At 75.5% G+C, this 24,148-nt stretch carries 21 protein-coding genes; 10 read left to right on the forward strand and 11 right to left on the reverse strand.

Going from position 1 to position 24,148, the window contains the following annotated elements; translation table 11 throughout:
- Positions 1-62: 62 nt before the first annotated feature.
- Positions 63-1,097, forward strand: coding sequence for a LacI family DNA-binding transcriptional regulator (locus AB0398_RS07395; protein ID WP_366372883.1), 1,035 nt, complete (start codon positions 63-65; stop codon positions 1,095-1,097).
- 69 nt (positions 1,098-1,166) lie between these two features.
- Positions 1,167-1,469, forward strand: a complete 303-nt coding sequence (locus AB0398_RS07400; protein ID WP_366372884.1) for a hypothetical protein — start codon at positions 1,167-1,169, stop codon at positions 1,467-1,469.
- A gap of 18 nt (positions 1,470-1,487) precedes the next feature.
- Here AB0398_RS07400 and AB0398_RS07405 read toward each other — a convergent pair whose 3' ends face one another.
- On the reverse strand, positions 1,488-1,727 hold the full coding sequence (locus AB0398_RS07405; protein ID WP_366372885.1) for a hypothetical protein: 240 nt from the start codon (positions 1,725-1,727) through the stop codon (positions 1,488-1,490).
- A 154-nt stretch (positions 1,728-1,881) separates the two neighbouring features.
- Here AB0398_RS07405 and AB0398_RS07410 point away from each other — a divergent pair, with 154 nt between their 5' ends.
- The 4 genes from AB0398_RS07410 to AB0398_RS07425 all read left to right on the forward strand — a co-directional run bounded on the left by AB0398_RS07410 (position 1,882) and on the right by AB0398_RS07425 (position 7,431).
- Entirely contained in the window at positions 1,882-2,952 is a 1,071-nt protein-coding gene (locus AB0398_RS07410; RefSeq protein WP_366372886.1) for a phosphatase PAP2 family protein, read from the forward strand.
- Between the two features lie 44 nt (positions 2,953-2,996).
- On the forward strand, positions 2,997-5,219 hold the full coding sequence (locus tag AB0398_RS07415) for an NADP-dependent isocitrate dehydrogenase (protein WP_366372887.1): 2,223 nt from the start codon (positions 2,997-2,999) through the stop codon (positions 5,217-5,219).
- A gap of 97 nt (positions 5,220-5,316) precedes the next feature.
- Complete coding sequence (locus tag AB0398_RS07420; protein WP_053640858.1) at positions 5,317-5,607, forward strand: hypothetical protein; 291 nt, start codon at positions 5,317-5,319, stop codon at positions 5,605-5,607.
- A gap of 201 nt (positions 5,608-5,808) precedes the next feature.
- Positions 5,809-7,431, forward strand: coding sequence for a sigma-70 family RNA polymerase sigma factor (locus tag AB0398_RS07425; RefSeq protein ID WP_366372888.1), 1,623 nt, complete (start codon positions 5,809-5,811; stop codon positions 7,429-7,431).
- Positions 7,432-7,491: 60 nt separating this feature from the next.
- Here the strand turns inward: AB0398_RS07425 and AB0398_RS07430 are convergent, their stop codons facing one another.
- The 4 genes from AB0398_RS07430 to AB0398_RS07445 all read right to left on the reverse strand — a co-directional run bounded on the left by AB0398_RS07430 (position 7,492) and on the right by AB0398_RS07445 (position 11,415).
- Entirely contained in the window at positions 7,492-8,181 is a 690-nt protein-coding gene (locus tag AB0398_RS07430; protein ID WP_366372889.1) for a CAP domain-containing protein, read from the reverse strand.
- A 139-nt stretch (positions 8,182-8,320) separates the two neighbouring features.
- The gene (locus tag AB0398_RS07435) at positions 8,321-9,193 is read right to left on the reverse strand and encodes a universal stress protein (protein WP_366372890.1); all 873 of its coding nucleotides are present in this window, start codon (positions 9,191-9,193) and stop codon (positions 8,321-8,323) included.
- Between the two features lie 147 nt (positions 9,194-9,340).
- Entirely contained in the window at positions 9,341-10,744 is a 1,404-nt protein-coding gene (locus tag AB0398_RS07440; RefSeq protein WP_366372891.1) for an acyl-CoA dehydrogenase, read from the reverse strand.
- A 215-nt stretch (positions 10,745-10,959) separates the two neighbouring features.
- A complete protein-coding gene (locus tag AB0398_RS07445; protein ID WP_030213461.1) occupies positions 10,960-11,415 on the reverse strand; it encodes an Rrf2 family transcriptional regulator in 456 nt (151 codons plus the stop codon).
- Positions 11,416-11,899: 484 nt separating this feature from the next.
- Between AB0398_RS07445 and AB0398_RS07450 the strand changes: the two genes are divergently transcribed.
- The 3 genes from AB0398_RS07450 (at position 11,900) to AB0398_RS07460 (ending at position 15,687) form a co-directional block, all read left to right on the forward strand.
- Positions 11,900-12,760 (forward strand): glutathione S-transferase C-terminal domain-containing protein, encoded by an 861-nt coding sequence (locus AB0398_RS07450; protein ID WP_366372892.1) that lies wholly within the window; start codon positions 11,900-11,902, stop codon positions 12,758-12,760.
- A gap of 144 nt (positions 12,761-12,904) precedes the next feature.
- Entirely contained in the window at positions 12,905-13,147 is a 243-nt protein-coding gene (locus AB0398_RS07455) for a DUF5133 domain-containing protein (RefSeq protein ID WP_366372893.1), read from the forward strand.
- A 152-nt stretch (positions 13,148-13,299) separates the two neighbouring features.
- Positions 13,300-15,687, forward strand: a complete 2,388-nt coding sequence (locus AB0398_RS07460; protein ID WP_366372894.1) for an excinuclease ABC subunit UvrA — start codon at positions 13,300-13,302, stop codon at positions 15,685-15,687.
- A 75-nt stretch (positions 15,688-15,762) separates the two neighbouring features.
- Here AB0398_RS07460 and AB0398_RS07465 read toward each other — a convergent pair whose 3' ends face one another.
- Positions 15,763-17,262, reverse strand: a complete 1,500-nt coding sequence (locus tag AB0398_RS07465) for a serine hydrolase (RefSeq protein WP_366372895.1) — start codon at positions 17,260-17,262, stop codon at positions 15,763-15,765.
- Positions 17,263-17,660: 398 nt separating this feature from the next.
- Between AB0398_RS07465 and AB0398_RS07470 the strand changes: the two genes are divergently transcribed.
- Positions 17,661-18,866, forward strand: a complete 1,206-nt coding sequence (locus AB0398_RS07470) for a cytochrome P450 (protein ID WP_366373029.1) — start codon at positions 17,661-17,663, stop codon at positions 18,864-18,866.
- 16 nt (positions 18,867-18,882) lie between these two features.
- Here AB0398_RS07470 and AB0398_RS07475 read toward each other — a convergent pair whose 3' ends face one another.
- From AB0398_RS07475 to AB0398_RS07495, 5 genes are all read right to left on the reverse strand, one after another.
- The gene (locus AB0398_RS07475) at positions 18,883-19,128 is read right to left on the reverse strand and encodes a hypothetical protein (protein ID WP_366372896.1); all 246 of its coding nucleotides are present in this window, start codon (positions 19,126-19,128) and stop codon (positions 18,883-18,885) included.
- Positions 19,129-19,190: 62 nt separating this feature from the next.
- Positions 19,191-19,667, reverse strand: a complete 477-nt coding sequence (locus AB0398_RS07480; protein WP_366372897.1) for an NUDIX domain-containing protein — start codon at positions 19,665-19,667, stop codon at positions 19,191-19,193.
- Between the two features lie 109 nt (positions 19,668-19,776).
- Positions 19,777-20,982, reverse strand: coding sequence for an FAD-dependent oxidoreductase (locus AB0398_RS07485; protein ID WP_366372898.1), 1,206 nt, complete (start codon positions 20,980-20,982; stop codon positions 19,777-19,779).
- On the reverse strand, positions 20,979-22,469 hold the full coding sequence (locus tag AB0398_RS07490) for an FAD-dependent oxidoreductase (protein ID WP_366372899.1): 1,491 nt from the start codon (positions 22,467-22,469) through the stop codon (positions 20,979-20,981). The genes AB0398_RS07485 and AB0398_RS07490 overlap by 4 nt, the downstream gene beginning before the upstream one ends.
- Positions 22,466-23,935 carry an FGGY family carbohydrate kinase gene (locus tag AB0398_RS07495; protein WP_366372900.1) on the reverse strand — a complete coding sequence of 490 codons (1,470 nt, stop codon included), beginning with the start codon at positions 23,933-23,935 and terminating at the stop codon, positions 22,466-22,468. The genes AB0398_RS07490 and AB0398_RS07495 overlap by 4 nt, the downstream gene beginning before the upstream one ends.
- Positions 23,936-24,148: the final 213 nt, after the last annotated feature.

The following is a 24,148-nucleotide window of genomic DNA, read 5'->3' on the forward strand; positions in this document are numbered from 1 at the left end:
GCGCCTGATAGGTTCGCGGGCGACGCAGGTGGGGGCGGCGGCCCGACGGGGAGGAGCGGCACATGGCGGTGAGCGGGCGGCAGACCGGCAGGCCCACCCTGGAGGAGGTCGCCGCGCGGGCCGGAGTCGGCCGCGGCACGGTCTCCCGGGTCATCAACGGCTCCCCGAAGGTCAGCGAACAGGCCAAGGCCGCCGTCGAACGGGCCGTCGCCGAACTCGGCTACGTCCCCAACCGGGCCGCCCGCGCCCTCGCCGGCAGCCGCACCGACGCCGTCGCCCTGGTCGTCCCCGAGACCGAGGCGCGACTCTTCGCCGAGCCGTACTTCCTCGACATCATCCGCGGCGTCAGCGCCGAACTCGCCGACGCCGACAAGCAGTTGCTCCTCACCCTGATCCGCAGCGAACAGGAGCGGCAGCGCTTCGAGCAGTACCTCGCCGCCCAGCGCGTCGACGGCGTCCTCCTCGTCTCCGTGCACGGGGACGACCCGCTGCCCGACCAGGTCCGCGCCCTCGGCCTGCCCGCCGTCCTCAACGGCCGCCGCTCCAGGGACGAGAGCGTCGCCTTCGTCGACTCCGACAACACCGGCGCCGGCCGGACCGCCGTCGCCCACCTCGCCGCGCGCGGCCGGCGCGCCGTCGCCACCGTCACCGGCCCCCTCGACATGTACGTGGCCCGCTGCCGCCTCGACGGCTACCGCGAGGGCCTCGCCGAGGCGGGGCTCGCGGCCGACGAAAGCCTCGTCGCGAACGGCGACTTCACCGAGGAGGGCGGCCGCCGGGCCATGCGGGAACTCCTGGACCGGCGGCCCGACCTGGACGCCGTCTTCGCCGCCTCCGACGTGATGGCGGCGGGCGCGCGGGCCGTCCTGCGCGAGGCGGGCCGCCGGGTACCCGAGGACGTCGCCCTCGTCGGCGTCGACGACTCGGCCGTCGCCCGGCACATGGACCCGCCGCTCACCAGCGTGCGCCAGCCCATCGAGGAGATGGGCCGCGCCATGGCCCGCCTGCTCCTCCAGGAGATCGCCTCGCCCAGCGCCCCCGACGACCAGCCCCGCCGGCTGCTCCCCACCGAACTGGTGGTCCGCGCCTCCTCCTGACCGGCCCCGCACCCCCTGTGACATGATCGCGCCGACCCGGCACGGTGCCGGAACCACAGGGGGTGGACCGTGTCCTGGCAGTTCGCGTACCTCGCGCTTCCCTCCGGGATCCTCGCCCTGCTGCTCGCCGCCGGCGGCACGGCCGCCCTCCGCGCCAGATGGCTGCTTCCCACACAGCGCCGGCACGTCCACCGGATCGGCCTCTTCGGCCGGGCCCAGCTGGTGATGGCGGGCGCGCTCGCGGTCCTGGCGCTCTCGGCGTTCCCGGACGACCCCGCCCTGAGGAACGGGATCGGCGTCCTCGCCGTCCCCGGCTTCCTCTGCGCCCTGGTCCTCGTGGTCCGCTCCCGGCACCCGCGCCGGGAGCGCTGAGACGGCCCCTCCCGCCCGTCAGGGGCGGGGGCCCCGGTCCTCGTCGTGGACGATCCAGCGGCCGTCCCCGCCCCGGCCCGGCCGGAACCGGCGTCCGTCGGGGCGGTGCGAACGGTGCGACTCGCTCATCGCCTCGAAGGCCACGAACCCCGCGATCACCAGGGCGATCACGACCGCGCCCAGGACGTACCAGCCGTTCGGCGCCAGGAACCCGAACGCGATCAGGACCAGCAGCCCGATTCCGATTCTGCGCGGCATCGACATGTGAGACGTCTCCCCCCGGAGTGCGCGTACGGTCTCCGGGGCAGACGCGCGGACCGCCCGCCCGGTTCCCGCCCCCGCCCCGGCGCCCGGCGTGTCGTTCGGACGAGCCCAGCGGGCGGGGCGGCCGGGCGTGGGTTCGAATCGGGGCATGGCTTCCTACGACAGGCCCCGCACCGGCGGCTCCCCGAGGCCGCTCAGGGCCGGTGACACCTGGTGGTACGCCGCCATCGCGGGCGAGGCCGCCGACTCGTTCACCACCCGCGTCCGCACCCGGGCCCGGCGCGGCTGCCTCGGGGCCGTCCTCCTGCTCACGGTCGTCTACGCGGGGCTCGTCCTCACCGCGACCGGCCGCCGCTGGGGCGACGCCGCCACGACCGGCCGGCGCGCCGACACCGCCGCCGCCACCCTGCTCCGCGACCACCCCTCCCTCGCCGGGCTCACCACCCTCTCCCTGGGCCTCGGCTGCGTCCTCCTCCTCGCCGTCGGCCTCATAGGCAGGCGGTACGTCCTCACCGGCCTCGCCGCCGGCGGAGTCGTCACCGCCCTCGCCCTCACCGGACTGCTCCGGCTGTACGCGCCCCGCCCCCGCGCCACCGGCGCCGCCGCCCTCCTGCCCAGCGGCTTCCCCAGCGCCCAGACCGCCCTCGCCCTGGGCGTCGCCCTCGGCCTGGCCCTCGTCGTCCCCCACCGGCTGCGCGCCCCCGCCGTCGGCGCCGCCACCCTCTGGGCCGCCGCCGTCGGCGCGCACACCCTGGCCGACGGCCGGCACCGGCCCGGCGACGTCATCGCCGCCGCCCTCCTCGTCCTCGCCGTCTTCTGCGGGGTCCTCGCCCTCCGGGCCCGCAAGGGCGAAGTGCGCCCCGCGCCCCGGCGTCTGCCCGCCCCGGCGGCCCTCCTGGTGCTCGTCCCGCTCGTCCTCGTCGCGGCCGGCGGCCTCGCCGCCGGGATCTGGCTGCTCGGCGACACCCTCGCCCTGCCCGCCACCGCCCCCTACGATCCGGCCGAGCTCCGGCTCGCCCACCGCTGCGGACAGGCCCTCGCCGCCGGCGCGACCGCCGCCGCCGGAATCGTCCTGCTCCTCCTGCTCCGCCACGTCGACGTGGACGGCCCCCCGCCCCCGTACCGGCTCGGCGGCCCCTTCGCCGAGGCCGAGGGGGCCCCGGAGGACGAGGAGCTCGTGGGGCCCTTTACCGAGGACCGCGATCACGAGATATCTTGATGTCGAGCAATCTCGCATACGCAGACGTGGAGCGGAGCACCCTGGTGACTGACTCGACCATCATCTACACCCACACCGACGAGGCGCCTGCCCTGGCGACGTACTCGTTCCTGCCCGTGGTCCAGGCGTACGCCTCGCAGGCCGGAGTCACGGTCGAGACGCGGGACATCTCCCTCGCGGGCCGCATCATCGCCGTCTTCCCGGAGTACCTGGAGGAGGGCCAGCGCATCGCCGACGCCCTCTCCGAGCTGGGCGAGCTGGCCAAGACGCCCGGGGCCAACATCATCAAGCTGCCGAACGTCTCGGCGTCCATCCCGCAGCTCAAGGCGGCCGTCGCCGAGCTCCAGGCCCAGGGCTACGCCCTCCCGGCCTACCCGGACGACCCGAAGACCGACGAGGAGCGCGAGATCCGCGCCCGCTACGACAAGATCAAGGGCTCGGCCGTCAACCCGGTCCTGCGCGAGGGCAACTCCGACCGCCGCGCGCCGGCCTCGGTGAAGAACTACGCCAAGGCCCACCCGCACCGCATGGGCGCCTGGACCCCCGAGTCCAGGACCAACGTCGCCACCATGGGCGAAAACGACTTCGCCTCCACGGAGAAGTCCGTCGTCATCGACGCCGACGACACCCTCCGCTTCGAGTTCACCGCCGCCGACGGCACCGTCAGCGAGCTCCGCGAGCCGCTGAAGGTCGTCGCCGGCGAGGTCGTCGACGCCGCCGTCATGCGCGCCGCCGCCCTGCGCACCTTCCTGAGCGAGCAGGTCGCCCGCGCCAAGGCCGAGGGCGTGCTCTTCTCCGTGCACCTCAAGGCCACCATGATGAAGGTCTCCGACCCCATCGTCTTCGGCCACGTCGTGCGCGCCTTCTTCCCGGCCACCTTCGCCAAGTACGGCGAGGCCCTCGTCGCCGCCGGGCTCTCCCCGAACGACGGCCTCGGCTCGATCCTCAACGGCCTGGACGGCGTCCCGCACCTGGGCGCCGAGATCAAGGCCTCCTTCGAGGCCGAGCTCGCCGAGGGCCCCGCCCTCGCGATGGTCGACTCCGACAAGGGCATCACCAACCTGCACGTGCCGTCCGACGTCATCGTCGACGCCTCGATGCCGGCCATGATCCGCACCTCCGGCCACATGTGGGGCCCGGACGGCCAGGAGGCCGACACCCTCGCCGTCCTGCCGGACCACAGCTACTCCGGCGTCTACCAGGCCGTCATCGAGGACTGCCGCGCCCACGGCGCCTTCGACCCGTCGACCATGGGCTCCGTACCGAACGTCGGCCTCATGGCGCAGAAGGCCGAGGAGTACGGCTCCCACGACAAGACCTTCGAGATCGCCCAGGCCGGCACCGTGCGCCTGGTGAACTCCGCGGGCGACACCGTCCTGGAGCAGGAGGTCGCCGAGGGCGACATCTTCCGCGCCTGCCAGACCAAGGACCTGCCCATCCAGGACTGGGTCAAGCTCGCCGTCACCCGCGCCCGCGCCACCGGCTCCCCGGCCGTCTTCTGGCTCGACGAGAACCGCGCCCACGACGCCCAGCTGATCGCCAAGGTCAACGAGTACCTCCCGCAGCACGACACCGAGGGCCTGGAGATCAAGATCCTTTCCCCGGTCGAGGCGACCGCGTTCTCCCTGGAGCGCATCCGCCGCGGCGAGGACACCATCTCGGTCACCGGCAACGTCCTGCGCGACTACCTGACCGACCTCTTCCCCATCCTGGAGCTGGGCACCAGCGCCAAGATGCTGTCGGTCGTCCCGCTGATGGCGGGCGGCGGCCTCTTCGAGACCGGCGCCGGCGGCTCCGCCCCGAAGCACGTCCAGCAGCTCGTCAAGGAGAACTACCTCCGCTGGGACAGCCTCGGCGAGTTCTTCGCCCTGGCCGCCTCCTTCGAGCACCTCGCGACCACCACGGGCAACACCCGCGCCCAGGTCCTCGCCGACACCCTCGACCGCGCCACCGGCACCTTCCTCAACGAGGACAAGTCGCCGACCCGTCGCCTCGGCGGCATCGACAACCGCGGCAGCCACTTCTACCTGGCCCTGTACTGGGCCCAGGAGCTGGCCGCCCAGACCGAGGACGCGGAGCTCGCCAAGGCCTTCGCCCCGTTCGCCGAGAAGCTCGCGGCCGACGAGGGGAAGATCGTCGACGAGCTGATCGCCGTCCAGGGCTCCCCGGCCGAGATCGGCGGCTACTACCAGCCCGACCCGGCCAAGGCCGCGGCCGTGATGCGTCCGTCCGCCACCCTCAACGAGGCCCTCGCGTCCCTCGCCTGATCCGGCGCGCGGCCCCGTACCGCCCCGGCCGGAAACTCCTCCGGCCGGGGCGGTCCCGTCGGTGGCGCATACGGCATCCGGGTGTGAACCTGGATGGATGAGTTGGGCATCTTGGACGACCACCGGTGTCTACACCGGGCGAGGTGGGGTGCTGACCGACGAGGCCGGGACCGTCACGGGCGATCTGACCGTGCACACCACCTGGACCGAGCGCGAAGCACGTGTGGCCGTGCAGTACAGCGGCGCGTCCGACTGGTTCACCATGTCGGGCAGTCCCGTCCCCTGCGCAACGGAGGAGGAGAGCCGGGATCTCCACGACGCCGTCGTGGAGGCCGTCCGGGAGGGAAACGGGGCCACGGTCCCGAGACTGCCCGGGCCCCTGGTGTAGGACCGGCCGCCCGGGCACCGAACCCCCCGAGCACCACCGGCACCCGAGCACCGTCCGCACCCGGACGGACACCACCGGTGCCCGAGCACCACGAGCACCCGGACACGACACACATCCGTCACCGCGAGAAGTGTTATCCCTCCCGCGCCCACGGGTCTCCGAAAGACGGGGAACACGGACCCGGGACGAGGGAGCAGACCCATGCACAGCGACGAGCGCCGCACCACCGCCCTGGTGGAGGCGGCCAGGGCCGGTGACGTCCGCGCCAGGGACGAACTGGTCCGCGCCTACCTGCCGCTCGTCCACAACGTCGTCGGCCGCGCGCTCGACGGCCACGCCGACACGGACGACATCGTCCAGGAGACGATGGTCCGCGCCCTCGACGGCCTGCCGGGCCTCCGCGACCCCGCCAGGTTCCGGTCCTGGATCGTCGCCATAGCGATGAACGGGATACGCCGCCGCTGGCACGAGCGCCGACAGGCCCCCGTACCGGGCCTCGACCACGCCGTGGACCTCGCCGACCCGACCGGCGACTTCACCGAACTCACCGTCCTCCGCCTCGGCCTCTCCGGGCAGCGCCGCGACGTCGCCCGCGCCACCCGCTGGCTCGACGGAGACGACCGCGAACTCCTCTCCCTGTGGTGGCTGGAGGCCGCCGGCGAACTGACCCGCGCCGAACTCGCCGAGGGCCTCGGCGTCCCCCCGCAGCACGCCGCCGTGCGGGTCCAGCGCATGAAGGAGCGCCTGGAGACCGGCCGGGCGGTGGTCCGCGCCCTGGACGCCCTGCCGCCGTGCCCGGAGCTGACGGAGATCCTCGGCCCCTGGGACGGCCGGCCGTCCCCGCTCTGGCGCAAGCGGATCGCCCGCCACCTGCGCGCCTGCGACGCCTGTACGCACCGGGTGACGGGCCGCCGGGGCCTCGCCCCCGTCGAGGGCCTGCTCGCCGGGATCGGACTCGTGCCCCCGCTCGGCCTCGCCGCGACGACGGCGGACGGGTGGCCGGACACGGAACTCGCGGGGCACGGGGAGCCCGCCGGCTCCGGACACGGCCCGGACGGGGAGGCCGCCGCGCCCGGGACCGCTCCGGACGGAGGGACCGCCGCGCCCGTGGACGGTTCCGCCGTACGGCCCGGTGGCGGCGGAGAGCCCGCCGGCCGGTGGGCCCCCGGGCGCGGGACGGTCGTCGCCGGGGTCGCCGCCGTCGCCGTGCTCGGGGCCGTCGCCCTCCTCGTGCCCTCCGAGCCGGAGGCGCGCGTACGGCCCGAGCGGCCCCTCGCCGCGCCCCCGGCGACACCCGCCCCGACCACCACGACCCCGACACCGACCCCGGCCCCGACACCGACCCCGGCCCCGACGACCACCGCCCCCGTCCCCGTACCGACGACCACCACCCCGACGCCCCGCCGCACCACCCCGCCCCCCCCGCCGCCCACCTCCGGGGAGCGGGTGACCGGTCTCGTCAACCGGCTGCGCGCGGAGGAGGGTTGCGCCCCGCTGCGCACCGATCCCCGGCTTGTCGCGGCGGCCCGCGCCTACGCCCGCGACATGGTCGCGCGGGGCTACTACGGGCACAGCAGCCCGGAGGGCGACTTCGCGGACGCGCGGATCAGCGCCGAGGGCTACGACTGGAGCGCCTGGGCCGAGAACCTCGCCAGGGGCGCGACCGGCCCGGAGGAGGTCGTCGAAGACTGGCGCGACGGCTCGATGCACGAGGAGAACATGCTCGACTGCCGCTACCGGGACACCGGCGTGGCGTCGGTGCCGGGGCCCCGGGGCACGATCTGGGTGCAGAAGCTGGCCGCGCCCGCGCCCGGGCGGGAATGACAGCCGCCCGGACGGTCGGCCGTCCGGCCGGACGTCACGACGCTCGACCGGACGGCCCGATCAGCGCCGGGCGCCGAAGTTCTGCACCCACCAGGGGCCGCCGGAGCCCAGGTTCACGCCGACGCCGATGTCCTGGAAGGCGCAGTTGAGGATGTTCGCCCGGTGGCCGGGGCTCTCCATCCAGTCCGCCACGGCCCGCGCCGGACTCTTCGGCCCGCGGTGGATGTTCTCCCCCCAGGTCGACCACGCGTAGCCGGCGCTCGTCATCCGGTCGCCCCCGTCCCGGCCCTCCGGACCGGAGTGCGCGTAGTAGTCGCGGGCGGCCATGTCGTCGGCGTGTCCCCGGGCCGCCGCCCGCAACCGCTTCTCGGAGCGGAGCGACCGGCAACCGGCCTCCGCGCGCTCGGCGTTGACGAGGGCGACGACCTCCCCGGCGTACCGCTCGGCCCTCCCGGCACCCGCCGCCCCGCTCCCGGCGCTCAGGACGGGACGCTGCTCCCGCACCCGCGTGCGGAGCTGTCCCGGCCGGAACTCCGGTTCCGGCTCGGCCCGTACGGGCGCGGGGGAGGCGATGGCCACCGCCGGGGCCGGGTACGTCCCCGCCGCCGCCGCGAGCGCGACGGCCGCCGCCCCCGCGACGGCGACGGCCGTGAGGAGACCCGGGCGCCGCCGCGCTCCGCCTCTCCCGCGAGGTCGGCCGCCCGCCCGCGCGGGCCGGTCGGAGGGTCGGGGACGGACGTGGTACCGCATGGTGCTCCGCTCTCTCGCCGGGGTCGCCGGACGGCCGGCCCCGGGGGAGAGCCGCCGGGGCAACGGTGACAACCCTTTCCGGCCCCGGCCGTCCCGACACTCCTCGTCAACCCGGCGCGTCAGCTCGTCCCGAAGCCTTTCAGCCCTGCGGAACGACCGCCACCGGACAGGGCGCCAGATGGAGTGCCGCGTGTGCCACGGAGCCGATCCGCGGCCCGACGGCCCCGCGCTTGGCTCGCCGCCCGACCACGAGGAGCTGCGCGGCCCCCGACTGGGAGAGCAGCACCTGTCCCGCGCTGCCCAGTTCGACGTGCTCCTCGACCCGGACCTCCGGGTACTTCTCCCGCCAGGGGGCGAGCGCCTCGCGCAGCGACTTCTCCTCGTACGGGACGAGCCCGCCGGCCTCGTCGGCGAGCCGCATCGAGGCCGGGCTGTACGCGTAGAGGGCCGGCAGGCTCCACGCCCGCACGGCCCGCACGGCCGCCCCGCGCGCGGCGGCGGTCGCGAAGGCGAAGCCGAGTGCGGCGGCGCTGTCCTCCGGGCCGCCGAGCTGGCCGACGAGCACGGCCCCGGCGGGCGGCTCGGCCCCTTCGCCGTCCCGGGACCGGACGGCCACCACGGGGCGGGTGGCGGCGGCGATGATCTGCTGCCCGTACGAGCCGAGCAGGAACCCGGCGACGGGGCCGTGGCCGCGCGAGCCGATGACGAGCATCTCGGCCCGCTCCTCGGTGCCGAGCAGCGCGGCGACCGGGGTGTCGGGCAGCACCTCGGCCGAGAGCTCCAGGTCCGGGTGGCGGCGGGCGATCTCCGCCTCGGCCTCGCGCAGGACCGCGTGCGCGGCCCGCCCCTGGGCCTCGGGGTCCTGGACCAGGGGGAGATCGAGGGGCTCCCAGCGCCAGGCGTGCGCGAGCCGTAGCGGGAGGCCCCGGTGCAGGGCCTCGCGGGCGGCCCAGTCCGCCGCAGCGAGACTCTCCGGGGAACCGTCCACTCCTGCGACGATCTCACGACTCATCGGGCTGCCTCCGTCTGTTGCGGTGCCGGGTCCGCCCGGTCGGCGGACCCTCTCCCCTCCAGCTTGGGCCCGACGGCCGCCCGACGGCAGGGCCGTACGTCCCGACATGCGGTTTTACGCCTGACGGGGGCTCAGGACCGGTCCGGATCAGGCCAGCAGGGTGAGCCGCGCGTGGGTGCCGTTGAGGTAGTGGTCCCCGATGTCCCGGAGCCGGTGGTCCGCCCGCGTCGGGGCGGTGAGCGCCCGGGCGTTGCGCCAGAAGCGGTCGAACCCCGGCCCGCCGCCCCGGGAGTCGGCGCCCGCCGTGCCGTCGACGAGTTCGAGGATCCGGGTGGTGATGTGGACGGCCGCCCGGCCGGTGACGGTCTCGGCCGCCGCGACCAGGACGGAGATGTCGGCACGCTCCTCCAGGGTCAGCGACCACTCGGTGTGCAGGCCGCGGGAGAGGGCGTCCGTGGCCCGCTCCACCACCGCGGCGGCGGCGTGCGCGGCGGTCGCCAGTTCCCCGTAGGCGAGGAGGAGGTACGGGTCGTCCCCGGACCCGACCGGGGCGGCGCCGTCCGCCGCCACCGGGCCGCCCGCGCCGCCGGCCGGGGCCGGGCCGGCCTGGTCGGCGCGGCTGATGTCCCGGGCCTCGGCCAGCGCCCCCTCGGCGACGCCGAGTCCGACCTGGGTGAGGAGCAGCCGCAGGGCGAGCGGGGCGAGGGTGGTGAACGGGGCGACGGCGTGCTCGTCGTGCGGGAGGACGCCGAGGACGTGCTCGGGCGGTACGGGGACGTGGTCGAAGGTGACGGTGCCCGCGCCGGCCAGGCGCTGCCCGACCCGGTCCGTGCCCGCGTCGGTGAACACCCCCGGATGCGCCGGGTCCACCAGGACGACCAGGAGGTCGCCGGTGCCGCCGGGGCGGGCACCGACGACGAGCCGGTCGGCCACCGTGACGCCGGACGCGAAGGCGCGGCGCCCGTCCAGGATCCAGCCGCCGCCGCTGCCCTCAGCGGGGGTGAGCGCGAGGCCGGGCCCGGTCGCGGTGCGCGGCGGTTCGACGCCTCCGGCGAGCAGCCAGCGCTCCTCGGCCGTACACACGTCGAGGGCGAGCGGGCGGCGATGTGCGGCGTCCGGCCGGTGGGCGGCGTCCGTCCCCGTCGTGGGGTCCGGGCTCTCCGCCGCCGGGTCCCGGTCCTCCGGCGCGGACGCGGTGCGGAGGGCGTGGGCCTCGTGCGCCGGGCCGAAGAAGCGGCTGCTCCAGGACAGCGCGTAGTGGTGGGCGAGGAGTTCGCCCACGGAGCTGTCGGCGGCGGAGATCTCCCGTACGACCGCGCACGCGGCCCGCAGGTCGGCGCCCCGCCGGGACGGGCCCGGCGCCGTGAGGAGGGCGGGCAGGCCCGCCTCCTGGAGCCGGGCGACCTCGTCGAAGGGCGCCTTGCCGGCCCGGTCCCTCGCCAGGGCGTCCACGGCGAGGTCGTCGGCGAGCTCCCGGGTGACGCGGGGCCAGATCTCGTCGTCGGCGGGCCGGTCGACGGCCCGTCCGGCCGGTGCGGAGGCGGTGCGCACAGCTGGTCTCTTCGGCGATTTCCTCGGCGTACTCACGTCACCTCACATGATCCCTAGTATCCCCACTGGAATAGTAGGGATAGTGGCAGAGGTGGTCGCCGCTCCCCAAGGGGCGTCCGCAGGCTGGACAAGCTCGTCTTGATCGGTGAGATGCGGCCAAGTGGGCGCGGGTCGCGCCGGGTTGGCCCGGCGGGACGGGGCGGTGCCGGGGCGGGTCAGGGGTTGGTCCAGGCCTCCGGGTCGTCGGCGAGCGCGACGATCCCGGCCGGCAGCTCCGCCGCCGCCACCTCCGCGAGCGAGACCCCGAGCACCTCGCGGACCCCCGCCCGCAGCGCGATCCACAGCGTCAGGAGCGACTCGGCCGGGCCCGTGTACGACAGCTCCGGCGGCCGCTCCCCGCGCACGGAGACCAGCGGGCCGTCCACGCAGCGGATGACCTCCGCGACCGAGATCGTCTCGGCGGGCCTGGCCAGCCAGTACCCGCCGTTGCCGCCGCGCTGGCTCTGCACCAGACCGCCCTTGCGCATGTCCCCGAGGATGCCCTCCAGGAACTTGTGCGAGATGCCCTGGTCCTCCGCGATGGCCTCGGCCTTCAGCGGGCCCGCGTCCCGGGCGGCGGCGAGCTGGAGGGCGGCACGCACCGCGTAGTCGGCCCTGGCTGAAATGCGCATGCGCGCATTATTCCGTACGGTCGGGACGGATCCGCCCGCCCGCGGGACGCGCCGTTCCACCGGCCGCGCCGCTCGTCGTGGGACGCGCGTACCGCGCCGTGAGACGGGTCGTACCGCACCCTTGACGCGGCCCGTGACCGGCCGGACACTCAGGGACGGGAAAACCGAGCGAACGGGTAGGAAACCATGGGACGCACCGGCCGGAGGGACACCGCATCCGCCGCGCCCCTCCCGCGCTCCCTGCCCTTGACGTCCCGCCGCCACATCGATCTGCTGCGGGTCTGCAGCGCCGCGTAGTCGCCGCCGCCTCCCGGACGGGCCCGCGCCGCCTCCGCCCGCCGGGCCCCCTCCGCCGCGGTCCGCCCGCCTCCTCCTGCACGTACCTCCGCCGTCCCGGGCCCCGTTCGGCCGTCGTCGTCGTGCCGTCGACCGCTGCCGCCGTGCGCCGCCCCGACCCGGCACCGAGCACCCTCAAGGGAGAAGCATGTCCGTCGTCCCGTCCTCGCTGCTGCCCGCCTCCGCCGTGCCCGCCTTCCGCGGCCGCATCGGCCGCGACGTGCGCAGCGGCCACTACGCCGTGCCGCACCGCTACCGCCTCCACGTCGCACCGTCCAGTCCCGACTGTCTGAGCATCGCCCTCGCCCACGGCCTGCTCGGACTCGACGACACCCTCCCGCTCACGGTCCTGCCCGACACCCCCGACGCTCCCGACGGCGGGTACGCGGCCCTCCGCCCGCTGTACGAGGCCAGCGCCCACCTCTACGACGGCCCCGCCTCCGCGCCCGTCCTCAGCGACGGCTGGACCGGCCGGATCGTCACCACCCACGTCCCCGACATCCTCCGGGACCTCGCCCTGCGCTTCCGCGGCGACGGCCCCGACCTGCTGCCCGAGGAGCACCGCGCCGAGATCGACGCCGTGGCCGAGCTGTGCGAGCGGAGCGTTAACCGGGCCGCCCAGCGGGCCGGCGAACTCGGACTCGACGACGAGGCCGCCCACCACGAGCCCCTCGGCGTCCTCTTCGCCGCGCTCGGCTCCCTGGAGCAACGCCTCGCCCACCACCCGTACGTCCTCGGCGACGCGCCGACCCTCGCCGACATCCACGTCTGGGTCGCCCTCGTGCAGCTCGACACCGTCCACCGCTGGCACCTGGACGCCGCCGCCATGGACCGGGTCGCCGCCCACCCGGCCCTCTGGGCCTACGCCCAACGCCTCGCCGCACGACCCGAGTTCGCCCGCCACCTCGACATCGACGCGGTCCTGCGCCGTCACCGCTCCCACTGCCGGGGCCGCGAGGCGGCGGGCGCGGGGATCCGCATCGTCGACTGGTCGGCCGCCCCGCGCTGACGGCCCGGGAACGGGTCCGGGGAGCACATTCCCCGGACCCCGGCACCCCCGCGCCCTCCTCCTCCGTCACGCACCGTGTCCGCGCGGGTCGCGGGCGTGCCCGACGGCCGCCAGTATGGAGCGACGCAGGAACAGGAGGACGCCATGCTGCTGCCCGACAGGAACACGGTCGACCGGTTGCTCCGGCACTACCGCGCCCAGGAGCGGACCGTGCTCGCCCGGCCGTGCGACCTGTCGGCCCGCCGGCGCTTCGAGGACACGGCGTACACCCTCTGCGTCCTGATGGGGGAGCGCAGCGCCCGCGCGGCGGCCCGCGCCGCCGAGCGGTACGTGACCGGGAACCGCGCCCCGGCCCGGCCGACCCTTGAGGGCCTGCCCGGCGCCTGATCCCTCGCACACCGCCGGAAGAGATCAGGAATAGAGAAGCGTCACCACCGTGCCGCCGTTAGCGTGACGGTCATGGGCATCGCGACACCCGCCGAGGGCGGGCCGGACGCGATGGACCACCCTTTCGGCCCCGCGCGACAGCTGGAGACACGATGAGCAAGGCCACCAGGTCGGACGAGCAGACGTCCGTGCCGCACGCCGCCGACCGGCACGACCTGATCCGTGTGCACGGCGCGCGCGAGAACAACCTCAAGGACGTCAGCATCGAGATCCCGAAGCGCCGCCTCACGGTCTTCACCGGCGTCTCGGGCTCGGGCAAGAGCTCCCTCGTCTTCGACACGGTCGCCGCCGAGTCCCAGCGGCTGATCAACGAGACCTACAGCTCCTTCGTCCAGGGCTTCATGCCGACCCTCGCCCGGCCCGAGGTCGACGTCCTCGAAGGCCTCACCACCGCGATCATCGTCGACCAGCAGCGCCTCGGCGCCGACCCGCGCTCCACCGTCGGCACCGCCACCGACGCCAACGCGATGCTCCGCATCCTCTTCAGCCGGCTCGGCAAGCCCCACATCGGCCCGCCGGGCGCGTACTCCTTCAACGTCCCCTCCGTGCGGGCGAGCGGCGCGATCACCGTCGAGAAGGGCGCCAAGAAGGCCGTCAAGGCGACCTTCGAGCGCACCGGCGGCATGTGTACGCGCTGCGAGGGCCGGGGCACGGTCTCCGACATCGACCTCACCCAGCTCTACGACGACTCCAAGTCCCTCGACGAGGGCGCGCTCACCATCCCCGGCTACACCACCGGCGGCTGGAACTACCGCCTCTACACCGAGTCCGGCCTCGTCGACCCGGCCAAGCCGATCCGCTCGTACACGAAGAGGGAACTGGACGCCTTCCTCCACCACGAGCCGACCCGGATGAAGATCGCGGGCATCAACATGACCTACGAAGGTCTGGTCCCCCGCATCCAGAAGTCCTTCCTGGCCAAGGACAAGGAGGGCATGCAGCCCCACATCCGGGCGTTCGTGGAGCGGGCCGTCACCTTCACCACCTGCCCCGAGTGCGACGGCACCCGGCTCGCCGAGGGCGCCCGCGCCTCGAAGATCGGGAAGATCAGCATCGCCGACGCCTGCGCGATGCAGATCAGCGACCTGGCCGCCTGGGTCCGCGGCCTCGACGAGCCCTCGGTGGCCCCGCTGCTCACCGCGCTCCAGCTCACCCTCGACTCGTTCGTGGAGATCGGCCTCGGCTACCTCTCCCTCGACCGCCCCGCGGGCACCCTCTCGGGCGGCGAGGCGCAGCGCGTCAAGATGATCCGCCACCTCGGCTCCTCGCTCACCGACGTCACCTACGTCTTCGACGAGCCCACCGTCGGCCTGCACCCCCACGACATCCGGCGGATGAACGACCTCCTGATCCAGCTCCGCGACAAGGGCAACACGGTCCTCGTCGTCGAGCACAAGCCGGAGGCGATCGCGATCGCCGACCACGTCGTGGACCTCGGCCCCGGCGCCGGCACGGCCGGCGGCACCGTCTGCTTCGAGGGCACCGTCGAGGGCCTGCGCGCCTCCGGCACCGTCACCGGCCGCCACCTCGACGACCGCGCCTCCCTCAAGGACGCGGTGCGCGAGCCCACCGGAGCCCTGGAGATCCGCGGCGCGTCCGCGCACAACCTGCGCGACGTCGACGTCGACGTCCCCCTCGGGGTCCTCACCGTCGTCACCGGCGTCGCGGGCTCCGGCAAGAGCTCCCTCGTCCACGGCTCGCTCCCCGCCGGAGAGGACGTGATCTCCGTCGACCAGAGCCCGATCCGCGGCTCCCGGCGCAGCAACCCCGCCACGTACACCGGTCTGCTCGACCCGATCCGCAAGGCCTTCGCCAAGGCCAACGGCGTCAAGCCGGCCCTCTTCAGCGCCAACTCCGAGGGCGCCTGCCCCACCTGCAACGGCGCCGGCGTCATCTACACCGACCTCGGCATGATGGCCGGCACCTCCTCCACCTGCGAGGACTGCGAGGGCAAGCGGTTCCAGGCCTCCGTGCTCGAATACCTGCTCGGCGGCCGGGACATCAGCGAGGTCCTCGCGATGTCCGTGACCGAGGCCGAGGAGTTCTTCGGCTCCGGCGAGGCCGCCACCCCGGCCGCGCAGCGGATCCTGGCCCGGCTCACCGACGTCGGCCTCGGCTACCTGACCCTCGGCCAGCCGCTCACCACGCTCTCCGGCGGCGAGCGGCAGCGGCTGAAGCTGGCCACCCACATGGGCGAGAAGGGCGGGATCTACGTCCTCGACGAGCCGACCACCGGCCTCCACCTCGCCGACGTCGAGCAGCTCCTCGGCCTGCTCGACCGGCTCGTGGACTCCGGCAAGTCCGTCATCGTCGTGGAGCACCACCAGGCGGTCATGGCGCACGCCGACTGGATCATCGACCTCGGTCCCGGCGCCGGCCACGACGGCGGCCTGATCGTCTTCGAGGGCACGCCCGCCGACCTGGTCGCCGCCCGTTCCACCCTCACGGGGGAGCACCTCGCGGAGTACGTCGGCGCCTGACCGGGGTGCGGGGCGCGGCGCCGACCGGGCCGGGGCGTACGGCCCGGCGTCCCGGCGGCGCCGCGCGTCCGCCCCTCACCCCCGCGCGGAGCCGCCGGCGCCCGCCCGGCGCCGCCACAGCCACAGGGCGAGCGCCGCCGCGCAGGCCGCGCCGATCAGGCCCAGCGGGAGACCGGCCGACGCGTCCGAGGCCGCCGAGGCCTCGTCGGGGGCGTCCCCGGCCCGGCCGTCCTTCGCCGGTGCGCCCTGCGCGGGGCCGTCCTCCGCCGAAGCGCCCCGTACCGGGGCCTCCTGCGCGGAGGAGCCCGACGCCGGAGCGCTCCGCGCCGGGGTGCCCTCCACGGGGGCGTCCTTCGTCCCCGCTTCCTTCGTTCCCACGCCCTTCGTCCCCGTCTCCTCCGGCCGCGCGTCCTTCGTCCCGGAGGCCTCGGCGGACGCGGTTCCCGCCCGGGGCGCCGTCTCCGGCCCGGCACCGCCCCGTCCGTCCCGGGCCGCCGCCACGGCCCGGGCGTCCGCCTCGGCCTTCGGGCGCTCCGGCAGCAGCGAACCCACCGGCTGGACGCTCCCCGCCGCCTCGAAGCCCCAGTCGAGCAGCGACCGCGCCTCCTCGTACACGGCGAACCCGCCGCCCTCCTGCGGGTTCATCACCGACACGACGAGCGTCCGGTCGCCCCGCTTGGCCGCGGAGACCAGCGTGTTGCCCGCGTTGCTCGTGTAGCCGTTCTTGATGCCGATGAGCCCGGGATAGCGGTCCACCCCGTTCTCCCCGGTCAGGAGCCGGTTGGTGTTGGCGATCCCGTACGACCACGAGCCCGCCGGGAAGTCCGCATACCGCGTCGAGCAGTAGCGGGTGAACGCGGGATCCTGGAGCCCGGCCCGCCCGAAGACCGCCAGGTCGTACGCGGAGGACACCTGCCCCGGGGCGTCGTAGCCGTCCGGGGAGACCACGTGGGTGTCGTTCGCGCCCAGCGAGCGGGCCTTCTCCTGCATCTTCCGGGCCATCGAGTCCCAGCCGCCGTTCATCGCGGCGAGCACGTGCACCGCGTCGTTCCCGGAACTGAGGAAGACGCCGTTCCACAGGTCCGAGACCTTGTACGTGTACCCCTCCTTGATCCCGACCAGGCTGCTGCCCGCGCCGATGCCGGTCAGCTCGGAATCGGCCACGGTGTGCTGATCGGAGGGGTCGTGGTGGGGGAGCGCGGTGAGGGCGAACAGCGCCTTGAGCGTGCTGGCCGGCGGCAGCTTCCGGTGCGCGTCCCGCGCGGCGAGCACCTCGCCCGTGGACGCGTCCGCGACCACCCACGACAGGGCGGAGGCCGAGGGCAGCCGGGGCGCGCCCGCCAGCGGCTGCACCTGCACGCCCCGCTGGTCGAGCCGGGCCGGGTCGACGTAGCGGCGCACCGGCGGGGTCGGCTCCCCGACGGCGGAGGCCCGGAAGACGGAAGGAGCGGACGGGATGGAGGAGACGGACGAGACCGTGGGGGCGGGGGAGGCGACGGCCGCCGGAACGGGCAGCACGAACAGCAGGGCCGCGGAACCGGCGGCAGCGTGACGGACAGCTGACGTGACGATCATTCGGCCACCGTAGGGAGGAGGTGACGAACCCGCAGATCGAAGTGCGCCGACCGGGGGAGGGGGTGTGGCGTACGGCGGCGAGTCGTGAGCCGACCGGGTGGTCCGGGCGCGCGGGGACCACGGGTGACGCCCCCTCACCGCCGTACCGGAGCACCGCCGTTCCGTACGGGGTCCCCGAGCCCCGGCCTGCCGCCCCACCCGGCCGTGCGCTTCGCCGGACGCCCTGCCGCGCCGGACAACTCCCCGCGGAATCGGCACGGTTGGCCGTAGGATCTGACCGCTCGCGTGCCGCACCGGCCCGTCTCCGCAGACATCCGCAGACAGGAGCCCCTTCCGTGAACGTGAACACACCGCACCCCGATGCCCCCGCCACCGGCTCCGGACGCCCGCCGTACCGCATGGACCCGGCGGGCGGCTGCCCGCACGCGGACAACGCGCGACTGCTCGCCGGGGGCGCCGTGGTCCCGGTGGTGCTGCCCGGCGAGGTCGAGGGCATGGCGGTACTGGGCCACGACGCGCTGCGCGAGTTCCTCTCCCACCCCGACGTCGCCAAGGGCGCCCGGCACTTCACCGCCCTCGCCGAGGGCCGCATACCCGAGGGCTGGCCGCTGCGCACCTTCGCCACCGTGCCCGGCATGACCACCGCGGACGGCGCCGACCACCGCCGGCTGCGCGCCCTGGTCAGCAGCGCCTTCACCGCCCGCCGGGTCGAGGAGCTCCGCCCGCGCGTCGAGGCGGTCACCGCCGGACTCCTCGACGGACTCGCCGCGGCCGCCGCGGCCGGGGACGGTGTCGCCGACCTGCGCCGGCACTACGCGCTGCCGCTGCCGCTCGGCGTCATCTGCGAACTCTTCGGCGTCGACCCGGCCCACCAGGACCGGCTGCACCGCCTTTCCAGCCTGGTCGTCGCCACCGACACCGAGCCCGCGCGGGCCGTCGCCGCCAACCGGGAACTCGTCGAACTCCTGGGCTCCGTCGTCACCGCCAAGGCCGCCGCCCCCGGCGACGACCTCACCAGCGCCCTCATCGCCGCCCACGACGAGGACGGCGACCGGCTCAGCGGGCCCGAACTCATCGGCACGCTGCTCCTGATGATCGTCGCGGGCCACGAGACCACCCTGAACCTGATCACCAACGCGGTCCGCGCGCTCTGCGCCCACCGCGACCAGCTCGCCCTGGTCCTCGCGGGCCGCGCGACCTGGGCGGACGTGGTGGAGGAGACCCTCCGCTGGGACAGCCCGGTCAGCTACTTCCCGTTCCGCTACCCGACCCGCGACCTCACCGTCGACGGCACCCTCGTCCCCCGGGGCACCCCCGTCCTGGCCGGGTACTCGGCGGCGGGCCGCGACACGAAGGCACACGGCCCGGACGCCGACCGCTTCGACGTCACCCGCACCCCGACGGTCAAACACCTCTCCCTCGGCCACGGCCCCCACTACTGCCTGGGCGCCCCGCTCGCCCGCCTGGAGGCCACGACCGCCCTGGAGGCGCTCTTCACCCGCTTCCCCGACCTGGACCCGGTCGTCCCGGAGGACGGCCTGGCCCGCCACGCCGGCTTCGTCGGCAACAGCGTCCGGACGCTCCCGGTCCGCCTGACCCGCTGACCGCCCGGCGGGGGCCTCAGCCCGCCCGGCCCCACGCCGTCGGGGAGAAGGACCGCAGCGAGGAGACGACGCGCAGCAGCCGGTCCTCGTTCCCGGCGAGGCCGGCCGTGCGGAGCGCCTCGTCGGCCTCCGCCATCGGACGGGTGAGCATCGCCCCCGCGTACGGGGCGAGGCGCGGATCCGTCAGCACGGCCCGGGTGGATTCGAGCAGCCGCAGATACGCCTGGGCCGCCGCGCGCTCGTCGGCGGTGATCGTGGTCATGTCGGGCTCCCTCTCGACAGTTCGGCTCCCACCACCTTCTCGCACGCCTCTGACAATCCGGCTCAGCCCCGCCCGCCGAGCCGGGCGGCCAGCCGTTCCAGGAAGGCCTGCTGCCCCACGACGAGCAGCGGAGCCGCCGCCTCCGGGGCGAACCAGCCGACCCGGTCGATCTCCGGGAACTCCTCCAGGCGGCCGGAGCGGGGCGGCCACTCCAGGGTGAAGGTGCCCGGCACGATCCGCTCCGGATCCAGGTCGCCCTCGACGGCCCAGACGGTGACGAGCTTCCCGTTGCGCTGCCGGCTCTCCCCGAGGTCGATCCAGTCGCCCTCGGGGGCGGCGAGGCCCAGCTCCTCCCGGAACTCCCGGCGGGCCGCCGCGCCGGGCGCCTCGTCGGGCCCGTACTCCCCCTTGGGGATCGACCAGGCACCCTCCTCGCGGGACTTCCAGAGGGGCCCGCCCATATGGCCGATGAGGACTTCGACGCCACCGTCCGCCGTCCGGCGGAAGACCAGGAGACCCGCGCTGCGTTTGACCGGCATGGGGCCCAGTGTCTCCGAAGGCCCCCGCCCGCGCAGCCCGCCGAACCACCCGTGACGGTGTGCCCCGGCGCGTGTCCGCCGGAGCCTCGCGCCCCCGTCGCTCTCCTCCCTACTCCTCCGCTTCGACCGTCACGGGTCCGCCCGCCGGGTCCGCTCCGCGCGTCCAGCCGGGCCCGAGCCGTACGGAACGCCACGGCACCAGCGTTCCGCGCAGCCGCTCCCGCCGCAGCCGCACACCGTCCTGCGCGACGGTCAGGACCGGCCGTACGAGACGCCGCTCGGGCCGTACGAGCAGGGCCGTGGCCTCCACGCCCAGGAGACCGGGCGTCACCCACCGCAACGGCCCCGCCGCCGTGACCGGAGCCGTGCCCACGGTCCGGGGAGCGCCGCCGAGGTGGTCGAGCACCGCGTCGGCCGCCGCCCGGCCCTCGGCGGCGGCGGCCGGGGCCGGTTCCCCGCCGTGCAGGAGGCCGCCGGCCGCGAAGACCCCGGGAGCGGCGGTGCGGAGGGCGCCGTCGGTCACCGGGCCCCGCGTGCCCGGCGCGAGCGGCAGCCCGCGGGCGCGGGCGAGTTCGTGGTCGGGGATCCAGTCGCCGGTGAGGACCACCGTGTCGCACCGCAGGACGGACGCCCGGCCGTCCCGCCCCCGGACCGCGACCCCCGTCAGCCGGCCGCGCCCGAGCAGCTCCGTCACGACCGTGCCGGTGAGCACGGGCACGGCACCGAACGCGGTGGTGGAAACGGGCAGTTCGGTGACGACCGCCGCCACCTCCACGCCCGCCGAGCGCAGCGTCCACACCGCGTTCCGGGCCACCGGACCGTCCCCGACGACCACCGCCCGTCGGCCCACGTGCTCCGGTCGCGCCCCGAGCAGCGCCACCGTCCGCTGGAGTTCGCCCGTGGTCAGCACCCCGGCGGGCCGTGTCCCGGGAACGAGCCGGGCGCTGCGGGGCCGTTCGCGCGCCCCGGTGGCGAGGACCACCGCGCGCGCCCCGATCCGTTCGAGCCCGGCGGGCGAGGTGACGTCCAGGGCGAGCGGTCCGGCCCAGCCCGTGGCCGAGACGCCGGTCCGGACGACGGCCCCGGCCCGCACCGCCTCACGCACCGCGCGCCGCGCGTAGCCGGGACCGTCCAGGGGCCGTCCCCGCGCGTCCGCCCCGAACCCCGGGCGCGCGCAGTGGCGCGGGACCCCGCCCGCGGCCGGTTCCCGCTCCAGGACCTCGACGCGGCCCGCGCCCGCCGCCGCGAGCCGGGCGGCGGCGGCGAGCCCGGCGGGTCCCGCGCCCACGACGAGCACGTCGACCGTACGGTTCACCGGCCGCCCCCTCCGTCCTTCCTCCTCGATGACCGCGCCCCCTCGAACAGCGCCCGCACCTCCGCGCCGCAGAAGGTGCCCTGGCAGCGGCCGCCCCGGGCGCGGGTCCTGCGCCGCAGCCCGTCGAGGCCGCCCGGCGGGATCGTCGAGGCGAGCGCGGCCCGGATCTCGCCCCGGGTGACCCGCTCGCAGTGGCAGACGATCGCCCCGAAGTCGGGATCCCGGGCGATGAGTCCGGCGTCCCGGTACGGCCGGGGGAAGGCCTCGCCGAGGTTCGGCACGCGGACCGGGGCGAGCGGCCGCTCCGGTCCCGGGTCGAGTCCGCAGTCGGCCAGCAGGCCGAGCACGTGCTCCGCGATCGCCAGGGAGGCGCTGAGCCCCGTGGAGCGGATGCCGCCCGCCGTCACGTACCGCAGGGCGGGGTGCGCGGCGATCCGGTAGTCCTCCCGGCCGGTGGCGGCCCGCAGCCCCGCGTAGACGGCCGTGACCTCCTCGTCGAGCAGCGCGGGGAGCACCCGGCCGCCCTGTTCGAGGAGGCCGGCGATCCCCTCGGCGGTCGTGCCGGTCGCGGTCTTGTCGTCGAGGTCCTCGGCGGTGGGCCCGAGCATGACGTTCCCGTACACGGTGGGGGAGACGAGCACGCCCTTGCCGAGCGGGCCGGGCACGGGGAGCAGGATGTGCCGGACCAGGTCGCGGGCGAACTTGTCGAAGACGAGCAGCTGGCCCCGGCGCGGGGTGACGGTGAAGTCCTCGCGTCCGACCAGGGCGTCGAAGGCGTCGGCGTGCAGTCCGCAGGCGTTGACGAGGTGACGGGTCCGGAGCGTGCCGCGCCGGGTGACGAGCCGGTGGTGCGGATCGCCCGGACGCACCTCCTCCACCCGGCAGTTCAGGTGCAGGTCCGCCCCGGAGCGGACGGCCTGCGTGGCGTACGCGAGGACGGTCGTCCACGGACAGACGATCGACTCGCCCGGCACGTCGAGCGCGGCGAGCGCGCCGGGACTCACGTGGGGCTCACGTGCGGCCAGTTCGTCGGCGTCGACGATCCGGGTGCCGTGGTGGCCGTTGCGCCCGGCCTTCCCGGCGAGCCCGGGGAGCGCGGCGCGCTGCTGCTCGTCCCGGGCGACGAGCAGGGCGCCGAGCGGTTCCACGGGGATGCCGGTCTCCCGCGCGTACGCGGTGAACAGCCGGTGTCCCTCGCGGACGAGCCGCGCCTCCAGGGTGCCGGGCACGGCGTCGAAACCGGTGTGCAGGATGGCCGTGTTGGCCTTGGACGTGCCGTCGCCCACGTCGTTCGCGGCCTCCACGAGGGCGACCCGCAGCGGGTGGCGGGCGAGCGCGCGGGCGATCGCGGCCCCGACGACCCCGGCTCCGACGACCACGACGTCGTACACGGCGTCCCCGCCGGAGGGAACGGCGTCCCCGCCGGAGGGAAGGGGGCCCGACCGGGTGACCTCCCCGGGGGTCACCGCCTCCGTCGCGCCCCTCATCCGGTCCCGGCTCCGTCGCCTTCCGCCGCCCCCGGCCGTTCCAGCAGCGCCGCCACCTCCGTACGGAACCGCGCGAGGCGCTCCTCCGCCTCGGCGGCGGAGATCCGGGGCTCGTACACCGCCGACGGCTTCCACTCCGGTACCGCCTCCCGGAGCGCGAGCCCCGGGTAGCGGCCCAGGCGGGCGACCGCGCCGGCCCCGAGGGCCGTGGCGTCGGGCAGGGCGGAGACCTCGACGGGCCGTTGCAGCAGGTCCGCCTGGGTCTGCATGAGGAGCGCGCTCCGGGTCAGGCCGCCGTCGGCGCGCAGCGAGGTCAGCGGCGTGCCCCGGTCCGCCGCCGCGGCCGAGGCGAGCTCCACGACCTGGGCGGCGATGCCCTCGCACAGGGCCCGGACCAGCTGCCCGGGGCCCGTGTCCAGGCCGAGGCCGGTGAGCGAGCCGCGCACGTCCCCCCGCCACCAGGGCGCGGCGAGCCCCGCGAACGCGGGGACGAACGTGACGCCGCCGCTGTCCGGGACGGCGCCGCCGACCGCGTCGAGGTCGCCGGCCCCGGCGATCACGCCGAGGTCGGTGAGCCAGCGGACGGCCGACGCCACCGTGTACACCTGGCCGTCCAGGCAGTGGGTGACCCGGCCGCCGAGCCGCCAGGCGACACAGCCCACCAGGCCCGAGGCGGCCCGCAGCGGCTCGGGACCGGTCTGCGCGAGCAGGAAGGCCCCCGTGCCGTACGTGCACTTGGCGGCGGCCGGGTCGTCGGCGCTCTGCGCGAGCAGCGCCGCCTGCTGGTCCACCAGGAGGCCGGTGAGGGGGAGCGGCGGGCCGAAGGCGGTCGTGGTGCCCACGGGTGCGTCGCAGTCCACCACCCGGGGCAGCGGCTCGCCGCCGAGTCCGTACAGGTCGAGGGCGGTCCGCGACCAGGAGACCGTGTCGAGGTCGAGGAGCCCGGTGCGCCCGGCGGTCGCCGCGTCGGTGACGAAGGCGCCGGTGAGCCGGTGGACGAGCCAGGCGTCACTGGTGGTGACGGCGCCCGCGCCGGTGGCGTGGCGGCGGATCCAGGCCATCTTCGGCGCGGCGAAGTAGGGGTCCACCGGGAGGCCGGTCAGACGGCGCAGCTCCTCCGCGCGCGGCGCGAGTTCCGCGCAGATCCCGGCGGCCCTGCGGTCCTGCCAGACGAGCGCGTCGGTGAGCGGTGCGCCGGTGGCGGGGTCCCAGGCGAGCACGGTCTCGCCCTGGTTGGCGAGGCCCACGGCGACGACCGGTGCGCCCGCCTCGGCGAGCGCCGCCCGTCCCGCGGCGACCACGGAGTCGTACAGCTCGCGCGGGTCGACCTCGACCAGGCCGCCCGGCAGGTACCGGGGCCGGACCGGTGCCGTGCCGCTGCCGAGGACACCGCGTTCCGGACACAGGACGAGGGCCTTCGTGCCCGACGTGCCCTGATCGACGGCGAGTACCGGGCCGCCCGTCATCCTGCCGCTCCTGTCAATAGTCCCGTTCGGTGATCGTCCGCTCACCGAAAAGGGTCAGGGTGCCGCCGCCGGAGGGCTCCGTCAAGCGCCGCCGGGCGACCCCGTCAGGTCCACCGCCCTACCTGACAGTAAGTCAAATTCAGTCGTTGTCTTAATAGTTGCCGTGGAGAAAGAAAGTGGACCGGGCTGGTCCAGAGCGCTCTATAGTGATCG

Origin of the sequence: Streptomyces sp. NPDC086147 (assembly GCF_040702165.1) — a bacterium.
Classification (GTDB): Bacteria; Actinomycetota; Actinomycetes; order Streptomycetales; family Streptomycetaceae; genus Streptomyces.